At 59.3% G+C, this 16,346-nt stretch carries 17 protein-coding genes; 9 read left to right on the top strand and 8 right to left on the bottom strand.

What is annotated here, in order from left to right; genetic code table 11:
* The first annotated feature begins 38 nt into the window (after positions 1-38).
* Complete coding sequence (locus tag BN1800_RS10355; RefSeq protein WP_027510808.1) at positions 39-2,321, top strand: NADP-dependent malic enzyme; 2,283 nt, start codon at positions 39-41, stop codon at positions 2,319-2,321.
* Positions 2,322-2,381: 60 nt separating this feature from the next.
* On the opposite strand, the gene olsB is transcribed toward BN1800_RS10355, so the two are convergent.
* From olsB to BN1800_RS10330, 5 genes are all read right to left on the bottom strand, one after another.
* Positions 2,382-3,260: a l-ornithine N(alpha)-acyltransferase gene (gene olsB / locus BN1800_RS10350; RefSeq protein ID WP_027510807.1), complete on the bottom strand. Its 879-nt coding sequence runs from the start codon at positions 3,258-3,260 to the stop codon at positions 2,382-2,384.
* Between the two features lie 99 nt (positions 3,261-3,359).
* Entirely contained in the window at positions 3,360-5,597 is a 2,238-nt protein-coding gene (locus BN1800_RS10345) for a hybrid sensor histidine kinase/response regulator (RefSeq protein WP_027510806.1), read from the bottom strand.
* A gap of 55 nt (positions 5,598-5,652) precedes the next feature.
* Positions 5,653-6,156, bottom strand: coding sequence for a signal peptidase II (lspA, locus tag BN1800_RS10340; protein ID WP_027510805.1), 504 nt, complete (start codon positions 6,154-6,156; stop codon positions 5,653-5,655).
* Positions 6,153-7,013 (bottom strand): TrmH family RNA methyltransferase, encoded by an 861-nt coding sequence (locus BN1800_RS10335; protein ID WP_086997039.1) that lies wholly within the window; start codon positions 7,011-7,013, stop codon positions 6,153-6,155. The genes lspA and BN1800_RS10335 overlap by 4 nt, the downstream gene beginning before the upstream one ends.
* Positions 7,010-8,107 carry a class I SAM-dependent methyltransferase gene (locus tag BN1800_RS10330; RefSeq protein ID WP_086997035.1) on the bottom strand — a complete coding sequence of 366 codons (1,098 nt, stop codon included), beginning with the start codon at positions 8,105-8,107 and terminating at the stop codon, positions 7,010-7,012. The genes BN1800_RS10335 and BN1800_RS10330 overlap by 4 nt, the downstream gene beginning before the upstream one ends.
* Positions 8,108-8,222: 115 nt before the next feature.
* On the opposite strand from BN1800_RS10330, the gene BN1800_RS10325 reads away from it, so the two are divergent.
* Positions 8,223-8,675, top strand: a complete 453-nt coding sequence (locus tag BN1800_RS10325; protein ID WP_086997032.1) for an SRPBCC family protein — start codon at positions 8,223-8,225, stop codon at positions 8,673-8,675.
* Between the two features lie 46 nt (positions 8,676-8,721).
* Complete coding sequence (locus tag BN1800_RS10320; protein WP_086997029.1) at positions 8,722-9,156, top strand: GNAT family N-acetyltransferase; 435 nt, start codon at positions 8,722-8,724, stop codon at positions 9,154-9,156.
* 7 nt (positions 9,157-9,163) lie between these two features.
* On the opposite strand, the gene BN1800_RS10315 is transcribed toward BN1800_RS10320, so the two are convergent.
* The 3 genes from BN1800_RS10315 to sppA form a co-directional block, all read right to left on the bottom strand.
* The gene (locus BN1800_RS10315) at positions 9,164-9,496 is read right to left on the bottom strand and encodes a LapA family protein (RefSeq protein ID WP_027510800.1); all 333 of its coding nucleotides are present in this window, start codon (positions 9,494-9,496) and stop codon (positions 9,164-9,166) included.
* Positions 9,497-9,607: 111 nt separating this feature from the next.
* A complete protein-coding gene (locus BN1800_RS10310; protein ID WP_086997026.1) occupies positions 9,608-9,907 on the bottom strand; it encodes an integration host factor subunit beta in 300 nt (99 codons plus the stop codon).
* 29 nt (positions 9,908-9,936) lie between these two features.
* Positions 9,937-10,887, bottom strand: coding sequence for a signal peptide peptidase SppA (gene sppA / locus BN1800_RS10305; RefSeq protein WP_086997023.1), 951 nt, complete (start codon positions 10,885-10,887; stop codon positions 9,937-9,939).
* Positions 10,888-11,105: 218 nt separating this feature from the next.
* Here sppA and lptC point away from each other — a divergent pair, with 218 nt between their 5' ends.
* The 6 genes from lptC to ptsN all read left to right on the top strand — a co-directional run bounded on the left by lptC (position 11,106) and on the right by ptsN (position 16,279).
* Positions 11,106-11,771 carry an LPS export ABC transporter periplasmic protein LptC gene (gene lptC, locus BN1800_RS10300; RefSeq protein WP_027510797.1) on the top strand — a complete coding sequence of 222 codons (666 nt, stop codon included), beginning with the start codon at positions 11,106-11,108 and terminating at the stop codon, positions 11,769-11,771.
* A gap of 14 nt (positions 11,772-11,785) precedes the next feature.
* Positions 11,786-12,391, top strand: coding sequence for an LptA/OstA family protein (locus tag BN1800_RS10295; RefSeq protein WP_027510796.1), 606 nt, complete (start codon positions 11,786-11,788; stop codon positions 12,389-12,391).
* A 39-nt stretch (positions 12,392-12,430) separates the two neighbouring features.
* A complete protein-coding gene (gene lptB / locus BN1800_RS10290) occupies positions 12,431-13,219 on the top strand; it encodes an LPS export ABC transporter ATP-binding protein (protein ID WP_027510795.1) in 789 nt (262 codons plus the stop codon).
* 156 nt (positions 13,220-13,375) lie between these two features.
* Complete coding sequence (rpoN, locus tag BN1800_RS10280; protein ID WP_086997020.1) at positions 13,376-14,914, top strand: RNA polymerase factor sigma-54; 1,539 nt, start codon at positions 13,376-13,378, stop codon at positions 14,912-14,914.
* Between the two features lie 254 nt (positions 14,915-15,168).
* On the top strand, positions 15,169-15,744 hold the full coding sequence (hpf, locus tag BN1800_RS10275) for a ribosome hibernation-promoting factor, HPF/YfiA family (RefSeq protein WP_027510793.1): 576 nt from the start codon (positions 15,169-15,171) through the stop codon (positions 15,742-15,744).
* Positions 15,745-15,814: 70 nt separating this feature from the next.
* The gene (ptsN, locus tag BN1800_RS10270) at positions 15,815-16,279 is read left to right on the top strand and encodes a PTS IIA-like nitrogen regulatory protein PtsN (protein ID WP_027510792.1); all 465 of its coding nucleotides are present in this window, start codon (positions 15,815-15,817) and stop codon (positions 16,277-16,279) included.
* Positions 16,280-16,346: the final 67 nt, after the last annotated feature.

Below are 16,346 nucleotides of genomic sequence, written 5' to 3'. Positions count from 1 at the left end.
GAAGAGCAAGGCGTCACCCACAGGACGTTGGAGGAAGAATGCCTGATATCGAAAAGAAGCCACGGCCGGTGACGTCCGTTACCGACAATGAAGCGCTTGAATTCCACGCCATGGGACGGCCCGGGAAGCTGGAAATCAACCCGACGAAGCCGATGGCGACGCAGCGCGATCTGTCGCTCGCGTATTCGCCGGGCGTCGCGGCGCCTGTGAAGGCAATCGCCGCCGATCCGGGCACTGCCTACGACTATACGACACGTGGCAATATGGTAGCCGTCATCTCCAATGGCACGGCGATTCTCGGTCTCGGCAATCTGGGCGCCTTGGCATCCAAGCCGGTCATGGAAGGCAAATCCGTCCTTTTCAAGCGTTTTGCCGATGTCGATTCCATCGACCTCGAAGTCGACACGGAAAACGTCGACGAGTTCATCAACTGCGTGCGGTTTCTGGGGCCTTCCTTCGGCGGCATCAATCTGGAGGACATCAAGGCGCCCGACTGCTTCATCATCGAGCAGCGCCTGCGCGAGCTGATGGATATTCCGGTCTTTCACGACGACCAGCACGGCACGGCGATCATTGCAACGGCCGGCCTCATCAACGCCCTGGAGTTGACGGGACGTGACCTGAAGACGACGAAACTCGTCTGCAATGGCGCAGGAGCTGCGGCAATCGCCTGTGTCGAACTCATCAAGTCGATGGGTTTTGCGCCTGAGAACATCACCCTCGTCGACACCAAGGGTGCGATTTATCAGGGCCGCACCGAAGGCATGAACCAGTGGAAATCGGCACACGCGGTCAAGACGAAGGCCCGCACGCTAGCGGATGCGATGAAGGGTGCCGATGTCGTGCTCGGTTTGTCGCAGAAGGGCGCCTTTTCTGAAGAAATGATCCGCTCGATGGCCGACCGGCCGATCATCTTCGCGATGGCGAATCCCGATCCGGAAATCACGCCGGAGGAAGTCGCCCGCATCCGCGATGACGCCATCATGGCAACGGGACGGTCGGACTACCCGAACCAGGTCAACAACGTTCTCGGCTTTCCATACATCTTTCGCGGCGCACTCGACGTGCGGGCCACCACGATCAACGACGCGATGAAGATTGCCGCCGTCAAGGCGCTTGCCAATCTGGCCCGCGAGGATGTGCCGGACGACGTTGTCGCAGCCTATCAGGGCAACCGGCCGCGCTTCGGCGCGCAGTACATCATTCCGGTACCCTTCGATCCGCGCTTGATTTCGGCAATCCCGGCGGCCGTGGCGGAAGCTGCGATCGAAACTGGTGTCGCCCGCAAGGTGATCACCGACATGGACGGCTATCGCCGTGAGCTATCGGCAAGGCGCGATCCGATCGCCTCGACGCTTGCGAGCCTTTACGAGCGGGTGCGCCGCCGTCCGAAACGGATGGTTTTTGCCGAAGCGGAAGAAGAGCAGGTCATGCGTGCGGCAATGTCCTACGCCAACCAGCAGCTTGGCACAGCACTCCTTCTCGGCCGCGAAGACCTGATCCGTGCAACAGCGGAGCGCGCCGGCATCGATCTCAACCGGCCAGGCTTGGAGATCGTCAATGCACGCATATCGACCCGCATCGAGGCCTACACCGACTATCTTTATGCCCGGCTGCAGCGGAAGGGTTATCTGCACCGCGACGCGCAGCGCCTAATCCATAACGATCGGAATCATTTCGCCGCGACGATGGTGGCGCTCGGCGATGCGGACGGTATGGTAACCGGCATCACGCGCAATTATTCGACGGCGCTGGAAGATGTGCGCCGCTGCATCGATGAGAAGCCGGGCCACCGTGTTATCGGGGTGTCGCTGGTGCTTGTCCGCGGTCGCACTGTCTTTGTCGCGGATACCGCGGTGCACGATATGCCCACAGCAGAGGAGCTGGCCGACATTGCCGAGGAAGCGGCAGGCCTTGCACGTCGCATGGGCTACCAGCCGCGCGTTGCACTGCTTGCCTATTCCACCTTCGGCCATCCTTCGGGCGAACGTTCCGAGCGCGTTCGTGAAGCGGTGAAGATTCTTGACAAGCGCCGCGTCGATTTCGAGTACGACGGCGAAATGGCCGCCGACGTGGCGCTGAACCGCAAGGTGATGGAGCAGTACCCGTTCTGCCGCTTGTCGGCTCCCGCCAACGTGCTGGTCATGCCGGCCTTCCACTCCGCTTCAATCTCGACGAAGATGCTGCAGGAACTCGGCGGCTCGACGGTCATCGGCCCGATCCTTGTCGGCCTCGATAAAGCCGTTCAGATCACCTCGATGGGCGCCAAGGATTCCGACATTGTCAACATGGCGGCCATCGCAGCTTATTCGGCGGGGTGATGGCAACAAAAAAGCTCGCCTCGAATTTTCGGGGCGAGCTTTGATTGAATTTCTGAAAAATCAGCTCGCGAAGCGGCCGGCGTCGGCGCCGTAGTAATTCAGATACCGATCTGAGATGCTGGAAATTGGCAGCACGATTAGTACGTCCGTCGTGTTGAACGCATGGTCTACCACCGCCGTGGAGCCGACCATCGCGCCGAGGCGGAGATAGCCCTTGATCAGCGGTGGAAGCGCCATCAGCGCCTTCTTCGGATTAACGGCTTCCGGCGGCATCAGATCCATGCTCCGGGCCAGATCCGGCAGAGCGCCAACCGCCCATTCGTCCTTGGCGAGGACTGTGTGATGCAGGAAGGAAAGTGCCAACGCATGGCTCTCAGGGTGCACACCCGGGAAGGAAGCGCAGCCGAACATGGCGCTCATGCCATGCCTCAGGGCATAGGCCCAGTTGCCCTGCCAGAGAAGTTCCACTGTGCGCTTCGTGCGGTATTCCGGCAGCACGCAGGAGCGGCCGAGTTCCATGAAGCGCTTGTCCGGATGGCGAGCAAGAAGCTCGCCGATCGCGAATTCGGAAGCCGAGTAAAAACCGCCATTTGCCATCGCCACCTCCTGGCGCAGCAGGCGGTAAGTGCCGACGATCTGGTCTTCGCTGTCGCCTTCGATCGACCGGTCGAGAACGAGAAGGTGATCGCAGAATGCATCGTAAGCGTCGACGTCGCGTTCGCGGCGCATGGCCTCTGGCGGAAGCTGCGCCTGCATTTCCTGAACGAAAACGCGGTAACGCACATGCTGCGCAGCATCGATCTCGCGAGCAGTGCGGGCAAGGCGGGTCTCCAGGTTGCCGATGCGGCCAAGGACGTCGCCTTCCTTCGGCGCGACGGGCGCTGCAGGCCGAGAAACCTCCGCCGTTGTGTCGCGATTAAGGATGTCGATGGACATGATGATTCTCCCGTTGCCGGCTCATAACGCGTCATAAAACACTTCTATGCGACAGGAAAGTGACATGGACTTTACGGAAAAATGACGCTTATGTCACCCCGCTCAGAGCGCTTCGGCTCGGCGGGCGGAAAGGGCTGCCACGGCATGGACTTCCGTCAGTAGCCGGATCGGATCGACAGGTTTCAGCATCACGCGGTTTGCACCGGCAAGCAAGACCTGACGGCGCGACTCGTCGCGTTTGTCGGCGGTCAGAACAATGACGGGCACCGGAACGACTTGCAGCCGCCGCTCATGACCGCGCAGCCGGCCAATCATTTCAACTCCTTCGCCGCCCGGCATCGCGAGATCGCTGATGATGATGTCGGGCCGAGTGCTGCCTTCGGCAAGTGCGCAATCCAGCAAGGTCTCGAAGTCTTCGACATGCTGAACCTTGTGTCCGCCCTTCTCCAGCATGGCACGGACGAGCATCGCATTGATCGGGTCGTCTTCTCCGAGCAGGATGTTCAGCCCGCCCGGCATATTCGCTTCGGGAATGGCGGCGGTGAAGCCAGGCTGGTTGTCGTTAAGCGCATCGCGCTTTTCCATACCGCGCATGCGTCCACGCAGCACGTCGATCAGCGATTGCTCGCGAAGGGGCCGGATAAGCCAGGCATCGAAGAGATCAAGCGGATAGGCGTTACGCTCTTCCGGATTGACGAGAAGGGTCTTGCGCAGGCCAAGCGCGGCAATTTCAACGCGGTCAGCAAGATGTTCGGTAAATTCGGCAGACATGCGGTGATCGATGATGATATCCGTCGGGCGGTGGCCCTTACCCGCAATGTTGAGAAGCGTCTCCCGGGCTTTTTCGCCGTCGGCCACCAGATGGCAATCGCCGCCGAGCGCGACGATGGTCTCGGCGATTGCGGCGCGGGCGGCACCAGCCGGCGCAAGAAGCACCACGATATTGCCGGCAAGCAGCGATTTGAAGCTGCCGCGAGCCTCTACTGGAATGGTTGCAGGAAAGCAGATCGTGAATTCGCTGCCCTTGCCCTTTTCGCTGGCGACGGTCAGCGAACCGCCGAATTCGCGCATGATGCGAGCGGAGATGGTGAGCCCGAGCCCGGTGCCGCCGCTCTTTTCCATCATGGTTCCCCCCTGCTCGAATTCGCCGAAGATCCGGGCCTGCTCTTCCGCGGTCATCCCCGGGCCGGTGTCTGTCACCGTGATCATGAGGTCGTCACCGCGCAAGGATACGCGGATGAAGACGCCGCCCGCCCGGGTGAACTTCACTGCATTGCCGATGACGTTAAAGAGCACTTGGCGCAGTCGTGCCGGATCGAAACTCATGAATTCCGGCACGTCGGAAGAGACCGTCGCACCGATCTCGATGCCTTTTTCGTGGGCGCGATGTGCCAGCATCTCGACGACGCTTTCCAGTAGCTGGCGCAGCGATTCGGTGCGTGGACGAAGCTGGAAGCGGCCGACCTCGATCGTCGAGAAATCGAGGAGGTCTTCGACAAGTTGGGTCAGCGCATGACCTGACTGACGGATGCCCTCGATATAGTTCTGCTGCTCCTGGGTCATTTGCGCTTGCGTAAGCAGGTGAGTCATCCCGAGGATGCCGGACAGTGGCGTTCGGATCTCGTGGCTGACGGTCGCGAGCAAGCGGGATTTTGCAGCACTGTTGTATTCGGCCTTTTGGCGCGCCTCCTCGCGCGCCTGCGCTGAAAGATGTTCGGCGGTCACGTCACGGGCGACGCTCTGCAGTAGCAGACGGCCGTTCGATGGATCGCGGGTGACGACATCATGCCAGACGAAGATGCGCTGGCCTTCCGGCGTCGAGATCTCAACATCGAAACGATATGGCTCAGCGCCAGGGCGGAAGGCGATGCCGATTTCTTCGCAAGTCTGGCCTTCCGGCTTCAGGCGGCCCGTCAGCCGGCGAAAGGTGGCATTGGCGCCGATGATCCGCCGATCGATGGTACGAGTAACCGTTATGTCGCCGAGGGCGTCATGAACATTGGCGAAAAGTTCAGCTGCATCAATTGCTTGCGGCCGATTGCCGGCCCGCTGGCGCGGCTTCACCAGCAATGCATAACCGACAAGCGCTACGGCAAGGATCGCAAGGCCGGCGGAAAGCAGCGGAGGTCCGCCCGCTTGCCCGAGTGCAAGGAGTGCGATCGCAGCAAGAAGGCCAAGGCCGCCGAGCCAGTAAAAGAGAAGGGTGCGCAGCGGATGCTTTTGCTTTGGGGCGGCTGGCGCCGGCGGCAAAACATCGTCTGCGGCCCGCGGATCATGCGGTTTGGCGGCCGCGCCGAATGCGGCGGCGAGACGTTCGTGCAATTGGGCCAGACTGTGCATAATTGCTGGCTAACATATGCGCCGTTCCGAATGCCTTCAGGAAAAGCGTAAGATTTTAGCTTTCCGTCTTTTTCGGCTGCAGAAGCTCATCGAGAATGACGCAGCCGGCACCGACCGTGATGAAGCTGTCGGCGAGATTGAAGACGGCGAAGGACCAGCTTTCGGTGTGGAAGAGAATGTAGTCGATGACGTGGCCGTAGAGGAAGCGGTCGATCAGATTGCCGAGCGCACCGGCGATGATCAGCGCAAAACCGATATGCGCAATCCAACGGTCCTTCGAGGTCCGATGCCAGAGCCAGAGAACGAAGGCCACGATAACGAGCCGCATGCCGACGATGAACCAGCCGTCCATGCCCGACAGCATCGAAAAGGCGACGCCCAGATTGTAGGTGCGGTAGAGCGCCAGCATTGGGATCACCGGCACGGCTTCCTGAAGCGGCAAATAGCGATCGACCGCGATCTTGACGACCTGGTCGATGACGACTGCGATGAGAATGAAGATCAGGATCGGCGCCGGGCGCGAGAAGAGCGCCGGACGGTCAAGCATCTTTTCGATCATTTGCCCTCGGAAAGTGAAAGGAGATGGCGGCGCGCTTCGAAAAGCATCACGCCACTGGCGACGGCGAGATTGAGGGAGTCCGCGCGTCCCTGCTGCGGGATACGCGCAAGTGCATCGGCCTCCTTGGCCAGCTGATCCGGCAGGCCGGACTGCTCGTTGCCCATCAGGAGAACGACTGGCTTCTTTTTGTAATCGATCGTGCGGTAATCGACGGAGCCTGCAAGGTGCGTGGCGACGACGGACACGCCGGCAGATTTCTTCCAGCTGATGAATTCCTCAGGCGTCGTCTTGGCGACGGGCACGGCGAAGACGGAGCCCATCGTGGCGCGCACGGTTTCAAGGGAAAACGGGTCGGTCGTTTCCCCGACGAGGATAACTCCGGAGGCGCCTGCGGCATCCGCCGTGCGGATGATCGTACCGAGATTGCCGGGATCGCGCACACGGTCCAGAGCAATCCAGGTCTCTCCATCCTTCGGGCGAATGTCCTTCAGCGGCTTCCAGCGGCTCTCGAAAATGCCGACCACCATCTGCGGATTGTCCCGCCGCGTGACCGAGGAAATGACCTTTTCACTGACTTCGAGAACGAGGCCGCCGGACGCAACGGTTTTTGCCGCCATCTGCTCGACCAGCGGTTTGCCCTTGGCGGCCTTGGCATAAACCAGCGTGCGGATCGTCCAGCCGAGCTCGATCGCGTCGATCACCAGTTTCAGGCCCTCCGCCATGAAGGTGCCGCTCTCCTCGCGCGACTTCTTGTTGGTCAGCGCCTTGATGTCCTTGATGATCGGATTGGCAAGCGAGGTAACCTCTTTCACATGTCCGACCTTATGCGGGCCGTGGCCCCGATTTTCATGGCTCATTTCGGCACCCAGCGGGAGAAGAGGGAGGTCGATAGCGCGCGGCCCTTCGTCTTGCCGTCAAGGCCCGCCTCGCGAATCACGAGCTCGCCGGATTCCACTACGCCGCCTGCGCCGCGCATCGTCTCTCGCATTAATTCGTGGATCGAATAGAAGCTTGCACGGATGGAATAGGCGGTCAGCACCAGGCCGAGCGCCTGCGGTGACAGGATATCGCGGCAGACATCGAGCATCAATGGCAGGTGTTCGAAGAGATGCCAGACCTCGCCGTTCGGGCCGCGGCCGAATTTGGGCGGATCGGTGAGGATGATGTCGTAGGTGTTGCCGCGGCGTTCCTCGCGGAGGATGAACTTCATCGCGTCTTCGCAAATCCACCGGATCGGCAGCTTTTCCATGCGGCCAAGCGCCTGATTTTCACGCGCCCAGCCGATCGCCTTCTTGGAGGCGTCGACATGGGTGACTTCCGCGCCGGCCGCTGCCGCAACCAGCGATGCAACGCCGGTATAGCCGAAGAGGTTCAGCACCTTCAGCGGCCGCCCGGCCGCCTCGACCCGCTCCTTCATCCAGCTCCAGTGGACGATCTGCTCGGGAAAGACGCCTACGTGGCGGAAGGACGTGAAACGCCCGTAAAAATCTACGTCCAAGAGGTTCAATGGCCAGGTCTCGCCAAGCGCCTCCTTCGGAAAGCGCCAGCGGCCAGTGCCTTCCTCGTCCGTATCGCCGGTAAAGATCGCGTCGGCCTTTTCCCAGACATGGGCTGCCAGCGATGGTTGCCAGAGCGCCTGACCCTCGGGTCGGACGATGCGATAGGGGCCGTATTGTTCGAGCTTCAGGCCGTTGCCGCTGTCGATGAGGTGAAAATCGCCTGCGCCGAGGGATTCCAGAATAACAGGAACGCGCTCATGAGGACGGTCGCCGGCGCGGTTCTTCAACGGCCGCTCGCTTGCAGCAGGCGCGGCTGCCTCTCGCGCGGTCTCCCGTGCGGCTAGAGGTTTAACCGCTTTTGGCGGGCGGCTCGAGTGCTCGTCATTACGGCGATTGCCAGGGGAGCCGGCAGGCTGCAGCTTATGGCTCGGCCGGCGCTCTTTCTGTCTCAACGTGTTTTCCGCGTCTTAAGTTTGATGGAGCCCGTGCAAATAGCATTCCCCTGCCACCTTGGCAAAGTGCTTTCCGGCTGTGATAGTTTGGAGAAATGGAACGGGAGGGTTTCGTATGGACATGACTGGCGAGGAACGTATCAATGCACCGCGCGATGCGGTGTGGATAGCCTTGAATGATCCAGAAGTCTTGAAGCGATGCATCCCCGGCTGTCAAAGCCTGGAGATGAAGTCGCCAACCGAGCTTGCGGCGGTCGTCAAGGTCAAGATCGGCCCCGTTTCGGCGACCTTCAACGGTGAGGTGACACTGACAAATGTCAACGCGCCTGAGAGCTACACGATCTCGGGTGAGGGAAAGGGCGGCGTAGCAGGCTTTGCCAAGGGCGGGGCCGACGTCACCTTGACGGCGGAAGGTGCCGAGACAGTGCTGCAATATGCGGTCAAAGCACATGTCGGCGGCAAGCTTGCCCAGCTTGGAGCGCGGCTGGTGGATTCGACCTCGCAAAAGCTTGCGCAGCAGTTCTTCTCGGATTTCAATACGGTCGTCAGCGAAAAGGCTGCGCAATAGCGGCTCCAGGCTTGGCACGGTCTTCGGCCTATTCTAAGTCGCATCTATGAAATACACAGTCAGAAATTCGCGCCCTTCAGACAACGGGCAGCTCAGCGATATCTATCTCAACGTGCGCAGGCAGACCTTTACTTGGGTCGATCCCGGCAAATTTCGCCATGAGGATTTCCTCGCGCATTCGCAGGGTGAAATTGTCTGGGTCGCCGAAGCGCCGGAGGGCGAGATTGCCGGCTTCATGACACTCTGGCCCGCGGATGATTTCATCCACATGCTCTACATTCGCAAGGAATGGCAGGGGGAGGGTGTCGGTACCGCGCTGCTGAAGGCTTTGCCGGGGTGGCCGCGTCGTAGATACCGGTTGAAGTGTTTGGTCAACAACAGAAGCGCCAAGACATTCTATGCCGGCCGCGGCTTTGTGGTCACTGGCAATGGCACGTCCGCCGAAGGCGACTACGAGGAACTGAGCTTCATTCCTGCCTGATGCTCGATCAGCGGGAGGGCAATTGGCCGGCGATCTCCTCCGCGCGGCTCTTGTGCCGATCCGCCTCGCTCTGCCAGCGAACGGCTTCTTTCGCCTCGACTTTCGCGCGCTTGCGGTGTTTGCTCTGGGCGAACCATGTGGCGGCCGAGCCTATCAGCATGCCGATAATCAACGCGATGAAGATGAACACGAAGAAAGGCGCAGAAAGCGCAAGAACCTGATCGTCGGGCCGGAAGGGGTTGAATGCCAGCGTCACGCTCTGCCGGTTAGCAACACAGAAGACGATGAGAATGATGCCGAGCGGCAGCAAAATCAAAAGGTTGATGATCTTCTTCGCCATCCATGGCCTCCACGCGTGGTCGCGCCGCTTCGATGCGGCGCATGACTGCTCAGCAGAATAGAAAGGTGCGCGCGAAGTTCAAGCGCGGTTTCGACGCGGTCCGGACGAAGCTCAATCCTCGTGGTTGGGCTGGCCGGGGTTCAGCCGCTCGCGCAACTCCTTGCCGGTCTTGAAGAAGGGCACCCATTTTTCTTCGACGAAGACGGTGTCGCCGGTACGCGGATTGCGGCCGGAGCGCGAAGGGCGGTTCTTGACAGAAAATGCACCGAAGCCGCGAAGCTCGACACGGTTGCCCGCTGCGAGCGCATCGGTGATCTCGTCGAGGACCGCGTTGACGATATTCTCGACATCCCGGTGATAAAGATGCGGGTTGCGCGCGGCAACGATCTGCACCAATTCCGACTTGATCACGGTCGCCCCCTTAAATTATTGATTTCTTATCAATCGCGGCCAACCTGCCAAACTGAAACGAGCCCGTCAAGGAGCAACTTTTGTGGCAGAATTCCCTCGATGTCCTGGCTCCTCACGAGATCACCATAGCCGAGCAGAGCTGCGAGCCTGGAAACAGCCCCCGCAAGCAGAAAAGGCGTGGTGCTCGTCTTGTCCCAGTCAACGACCGGAAGGTTTTTGCCGACATCCCGCATAGCGAGATAATTGCGGATCTCCGGATCGCCGCCGACCTGGTCGATGAGCTTGACCTTCGCCGCCTGGCGGCCGGTGAAAATAGTGCCGTCGGCGAGCTTCAGCACCTCGTCGCGCGGCAGTTTGCGGCGGTCGGCAACAAGGTCGACGAACCAGGCGTAGCTGTCCATGACCATATTATTGATCATGGTTTTCGCCTCTTCACTGGCAGCATGGAAGGGCGATGGCTCTGCCTTCAGCGGCGACGACTTGATCTCCTGCAGCGAGACGCCGAGCTTGTCGAGCAGCGGCTGGATCTGCGGATACTGAAAGATCACGCCGATCGAACCGGTGAGCGAGCTTTCGCCGGCAATGATCGTGTCGCCGGCGGCCGCGATCATATAGCCTGCAGAAGCGGCAAGCGTCCGGACATCGGAGACGACCGGCTTCTTCACAGCAATCGCCCGGATGGCCTTGAATATCTTTTCGCCGCCATACGTCGTGCCCCCCGGCGAAGAAATGGAGACGATGACGCCTTTGACCCGGTCGTTCTCTTCGATCTTCTTCAGCCTCTCAAGCAACTCGTCGTCGTCGGTTATGAGGCCGGAAATCGTCACATGGGCGATGTGCGGCCGCTGTGTGGCGATGTCGCCTGCGATGAATTGGTAAAGAGCAAAGCCGAGCGCGACCAAGAGTACCACCGCCGCAATGCGCCAGAAGCCGAGTTTGCGGCGAAGCCTGCGGCGATCAGCGATCGTCGAACTGTCCATAAAGTCCTCCAGAGCCGGCACGCCGGCTTCATGCAACATGGCATCAGATAAGGTGGCATTCCCCTTCGGAAATCCCGGTTTACTTCATTTTCATGCCTTATTTGCTAGTTGCAGAAAAAAATCCATATTGGCAAGCTAGTGTAATAATGCGAAACGATCTGTGATTGGCGGGCATAGTTCCTATATAGGGTTGCCGACCAACAGACACGGACATGTTAATGCTCAACACATTGAACAGCAGCGGGAAGCCTGCCTTTGTCAGGCCCGTACAGAGCGCCTATACGGCCGCGCTCTTCCATTCTGCACGTGTCCGCCGCTTGAAGATATTGCTGCCTATCGCTGCTGTCACCATTTCGCTTGTCTTCATTGCGGTCTCGATGGTCCGGGCTTACCTGCCCGAGAACCTCAAGATCGAAGGCGCCAAGATCGAAAACGGCAAGATCGTCATGGAAAAGCCGGCGATCGCCGGCCGTAATGCCGACGGCATCAACTATTCGATGCTTGCCGAGCGCGCGCTGCAGGACATCAAGAATCCGAACCTTATCACGCTCGAAACGATCAAGGCTGCGGTGCCGGTCAGCGATGATCTGATCGCCCGCGTCGAGGCTGCCACGGCCGATTATGATCGATCCACGGACAACCTTGCTCTGAGAGACCCATTCACGATTTTGCTGAGCAACGGTCTGACGGCGAAATTTCAATCTGCCAAGCTCGATATCAAGGGCGGCAAAATGACAACGGACGACCCTATCGAGATTCAAAAAGACGGCGCTTCGATTGTTGCGCAGTCGCTCAAGATGACGGATAAGGGGCGCGTGATCACATTCGAGGGGAACGTTCGCATGAATGTCGATCCATCCGTCATCCGTAAACAGGGCACCTAACAGCCGGGTCACTCATGACAATAGATTGTCACTTTTCAATTCGTAAGTCAGGCGTAACATTTGCCCGCAGCGCGATAGCGCTTCTGCTAGTGGCAGGGGCGGCCTTTGCACAGGCGACCACCAGCCAGATGGATGGCCTGAAGCTCGACAGCAATCAACCGATCCAGATCGAAAGCGACAAGCTCGAGATTCAAGATCAGGAGCACAAGGCCGACTTCACCGGCAACGTAAAAGTCGTCCAGGGGAAGACGACCTTGCAGGCCGGTCATATGACGGTCTTCTACAAGGCAAAGGCAGGTGACTCGCAGCCAGCCGGCGCGAAGACTGACGCTGGAGCGGCGTCGATCTCGTCCGGCAATGCCGACATCGACCGTATCATTGTGACCGATAAGGTTTTCTTGAGCTCCGGCACGCAGACGGCAACCGCCGACAACGGCTCCTTCGATATGGCACAGCAGCTTTTCGTTCTGAAGGGCGACAAGGTTGTACTGTCGGATGGCCCGAATGTCTTCACAGGCTGCCAGCTCACCGTTTACATGCAGACCGGACGGGCGCAACTGGATAGCTGCGGGGGGCGCGTCCAGATTCAGCTTGATCCAAAATCCCAGAAAAAGAACTGAAACCGGCCTCCCGACGTGAAATTATTCTCGCTTTCAACCATGTTCGGCAAGGCCGGGCCGCAATCGGGCGCGGACTCTGCCGCTGGCGGCGACAAGAGCCGTTACAACGGCACGCTGATTGCACGCGGTCTGACGAAGACCTATAGCACACGGCGTGTTGTCAACGGCGTCTCGCTGGTCGTTAGGCGCGGCGAAGCTGTCGGCCTTCTGGGACCGAACGGTGCCGGCAAGACAACCTGCTTTTATATGATCACCGGTCTCGTGCCGGTGGACGAAGGCACGATCGAGATCGATGGCAATGACGTGACGACGATGCCGATGTATCGCCGGTCGCGTCTCGGTGTCGGCTACCTGCCGCAGGAGGCCTCGATCTTCCGCGGCCTGACGGTCGAAGAGAATATCCGCGCCGTGCTGGAAGTGCATGAGAAGGACAAGACGGAGCGGGAGAAGAAGCTCGACGAGCTTCTGGAGGAATTCCATATCGCCAAGCTGCGAAAATCGGCGGCTGTCGCGTTATCGGGCGGTGAGCGCCGGCGTCTGGAAATTGCCCGCGCACTTGCGACCGATCCGACCTTCATGCTGCTTGACGAGCCTTTTGCTGGCGTCGATCCCATTTCGGTCGCGGACATCCAGAACCTCGTGCACCATCTGACGGCACGCGGCATCGGCGTTTTGATCACCGACCACAATGTGCGCGAGACGCTGGGCCTCATCGATCGAGCCTATATCATCCATGCCGGCGAAGTGCTGACGCATGGCCGCGCGAACGATATCGTCAACAATCCGGAAGTGCGCCGGCTCTATCTTGGTGACAAATTCAGCCTTTGATAGGATCGAAGGCGACGGAAATTCACCTTCCTGTCATACTTGCGCTTGACCAAATAGAATAAAAAAGCAATTTTTGGGCCAAGTTGGATTTCCGCGGCCCGAACTCTTCTCGAACGCGGTTTCCCGGAGGAATTGAACGGGAGTTTCGCGTCCGCTATGGCCCTGTCTGCCAATCTTTTCCTGCGACAGAACCAGTCCTTGGTGATGACGCCGCAACTGATGCAATCCATCCAGTTGCTGCAGATGACGCACTTCGAGCTTGTCCAGTTCATTGCGCAGGAAGTTGAGAAGAACCCATTGCTCGAATTTCCGTCAGATGACGCCGAAACGGGCAGCGATCACGATGTGCAGGATGAACTGCACGGCCGCCAGGGCGATGAAGATGATGACCGCCTCGACGCACTTTCCGGAGACTGGTACGACAACGGCAACGGCCGCAGTACCAGCCAGCTGAGTGAGGAGTTGGACGCCAATTATGCGAACGTCTACCAGGATGATGGGGCGCCGCCGCGGGCCGATGCGCCGGAACTGATCAGCCAGTGGAAGTCGATGCCGGGAGGCGGCGACGGAGGGAATTACGATCTCGACGATTTTGTTGCCGGCCAGGTCTCTCTCAGAGATCACCTTGCGCAGCAGATTCCATTCATCCTGCCGGATGCAGGTGACCGGCTGATCGCGCAGCAGTTAATCGACCAGCTCGACGAGGCGGGTTATCTGCAGAGCGACCCCGCCGGCATCGGTGAAAGACTGGGCACCGATCCTGCGGCCGCCGAACGTGTTCTTGCCGAGTTGCAGACCCTCGATCCGCCTGGCGTCTTTGCGCGCACCCTGGCCGAATGCCTGTCGATCCAGCTCAAACAGAAGGATCGCTTCGATCCTGCCATGCAGGCCCTCGTTTCCAACCTCGAATTGCTGGCACGGCGCGACTTCGCGACGCTGAAGCGGCTTTGTGGCGTGGACGAGGAAGACTTGCTTGATATGCTTTCGGAGATTCGCCAGCTGAATCCGAAACCCGGCAGCGGCTTTGAGACCAGCTTTTCCGAAGCGATCATGCCGGATGTCGTCGTGCGTTTGTCATCGGATGGAAGTTGGCTGGTAGAGCTGAACCCGGATACGCTCCCGCGCGTGCTCGTCAATCAGTCCTATTTTGCCAAGGTTACAAAGAACGGCGGCGATTACGCATTCTTGTCCGAATGCCTTCAGAGCGCCAACTGGCTCACGCGCAGTCTCGATCAGCGCGCGAAGACCATCATGAAGGTGGCAAGCGAGATCGTCCGCCAGCAGGACGCCTTCCTGATGCATGGCGTCGATTACCTGCGCCCGCTGAATTTGAAGACGGTCGCCGATGCCATCAAGATGCATGAGTCGACCGTCAGCCGCGTCACCTCGAATAAGTACATTCTGACGCCGCGCGGCCTCTTCGAACTCAAATATTTCTTCACGGTTTCGATCAGCGCGGTGGAGGGCGGCGACAGCCATTCTGCTGAGGCCGTTCGCCACAGGATCCGCTCTCTGATCATGCGGGAAAGCCCGGATGCTGTCCTCTCCGACGATGACATTGTCGATATGCTGAAGAAGGACGGCATCGATCTGGCTCGCCGTACGGTTGCAAAGTACCGCGAGGCGATGAATATCGCGTCCTCCGTTCAGCGGCGGCGCGAAAAGCGGGCATTGGCGAAGGTTGCCGGCTTTTAAAGCCGAGCTAAATCAACCCTTGACTGAATTTCCATATTCGCGCCGCGGCGCACCCGTTGACATTTCGATCGTCTACCGCTAGAAGCCCGCCGCAATTGGCGCTGTGAACAGCGTTTGGACTTATCCCCATCATCCTCAGGGCGCTTGGAGCACGCGACTTAAGCCGATCTTGCTTGAGTCTACGTGAAGTGCTTGGATGAGGTGTGGCGTTGGCGTAAACTGGTACCGCAAACCACTATAAGAAGGGAAACTCGATGAGTGTGCGTGTATCCGGTAAACACATGGAAATTGGGGACTCGTTCCGTCAAAGGATCGAGGACCAAATGGACATGGCCATCACGAAATACTTTGACGGGGGCTATTCCGGTCAGGTGATTGTGGAGAAATCGAGTTCGCGCTTCTCTGCCGATTGCAAGCTTCATCTCGACAGCGGGGTGGTGTTGCATGCGGCAGGCGAAGCGATGGACCCGCAGCTCGCATTCGATGCAGCTTCGGAGCGCATCGAAAAGCGTCTCCGCCGCTACAAGCGCAAGCTCAAGGATCATCATGCCGGAAACCATCTGAATGGGTCTGCGGAAGTCGCCTATACGGTCATGGACGCGGTCCCGGATCATGAAGAAGAGGTTCCCGACGATTTCGCCCCGGTCATTGTTGCCGAGAGCACGAAGCAGTTGAAAACCATGTCCGTCGCGACCGCCGTGATGGCGCTCGATATGACGGATGAGCCGCTGCTTCTGTTCCGTAGCCCGGGCAAGGAACATTTGAACATCGTTTACCGCAGGCATGACGGCAATATTGGCTGGATCGACGCGGCCAATATCAAGAGCTGACATCCGGGCGATGAGCGGCGGGGACGCCGCTCTCCCGATCATCCGGTTTCGGCGACAGAAGGAAAAAGAAATGGCATTGGCAGATCTGCTGCACCAAGATGCGATCATTCCGGCCCTAAAGGTAAATTCGAAGAAACAGTTGCTTCAGGAATTGGCGGCAAAGGCCTCCAAAATCACCGGCCTTTCCGAGCGGGAAATTTTCGACGTCGTTCTGCAGCGTGAGCGTCTCGGCTCGACGGGTGTCGGCAATGGTATCGCCATTCCGCACGGCAAGCTTGCCAGCACCCGCTCGATTGTCGGTGTCTTTGCGCGGCTGGAAAGTCCAGTCGATTTCGAAGCGCTTGACGACCAGCCGGTCGATCTGGTGTTTCTGCTTCTCGCTCCGGAAGGGGCGGGCGCAGACCATTTGAAAGCGCTGTCGCGCATTGCGCGGGTGCTTCGCGATCACGATCTCGTCGCGAAGCTGCGCGCCACCGATTCCGCATCGGCGATTTATGCCTTCCTCAACGAAGAGCAAGCATCCAACGCTGCCTGAGCGGCGGACGATCGTCTAAAATAAAAAGAGGCGCCCGGTTGTCCGGACGCCTCTTTTGATCAGTGCC

This window comes from Rhizobium sullae (genome assembly GCF_900169785.1).
Classification (GTDB): Bacteria; Pseudomonadota; Alphaproteobacteria; order Rhizobiales; family Rhizobiaceae; genus Rhizobium; species Rhizobium sullae.
Note: the sequence above shows the minus strand (reverse complement) of the source record. Positions and strands in the feature narration are given on the sequence as shown.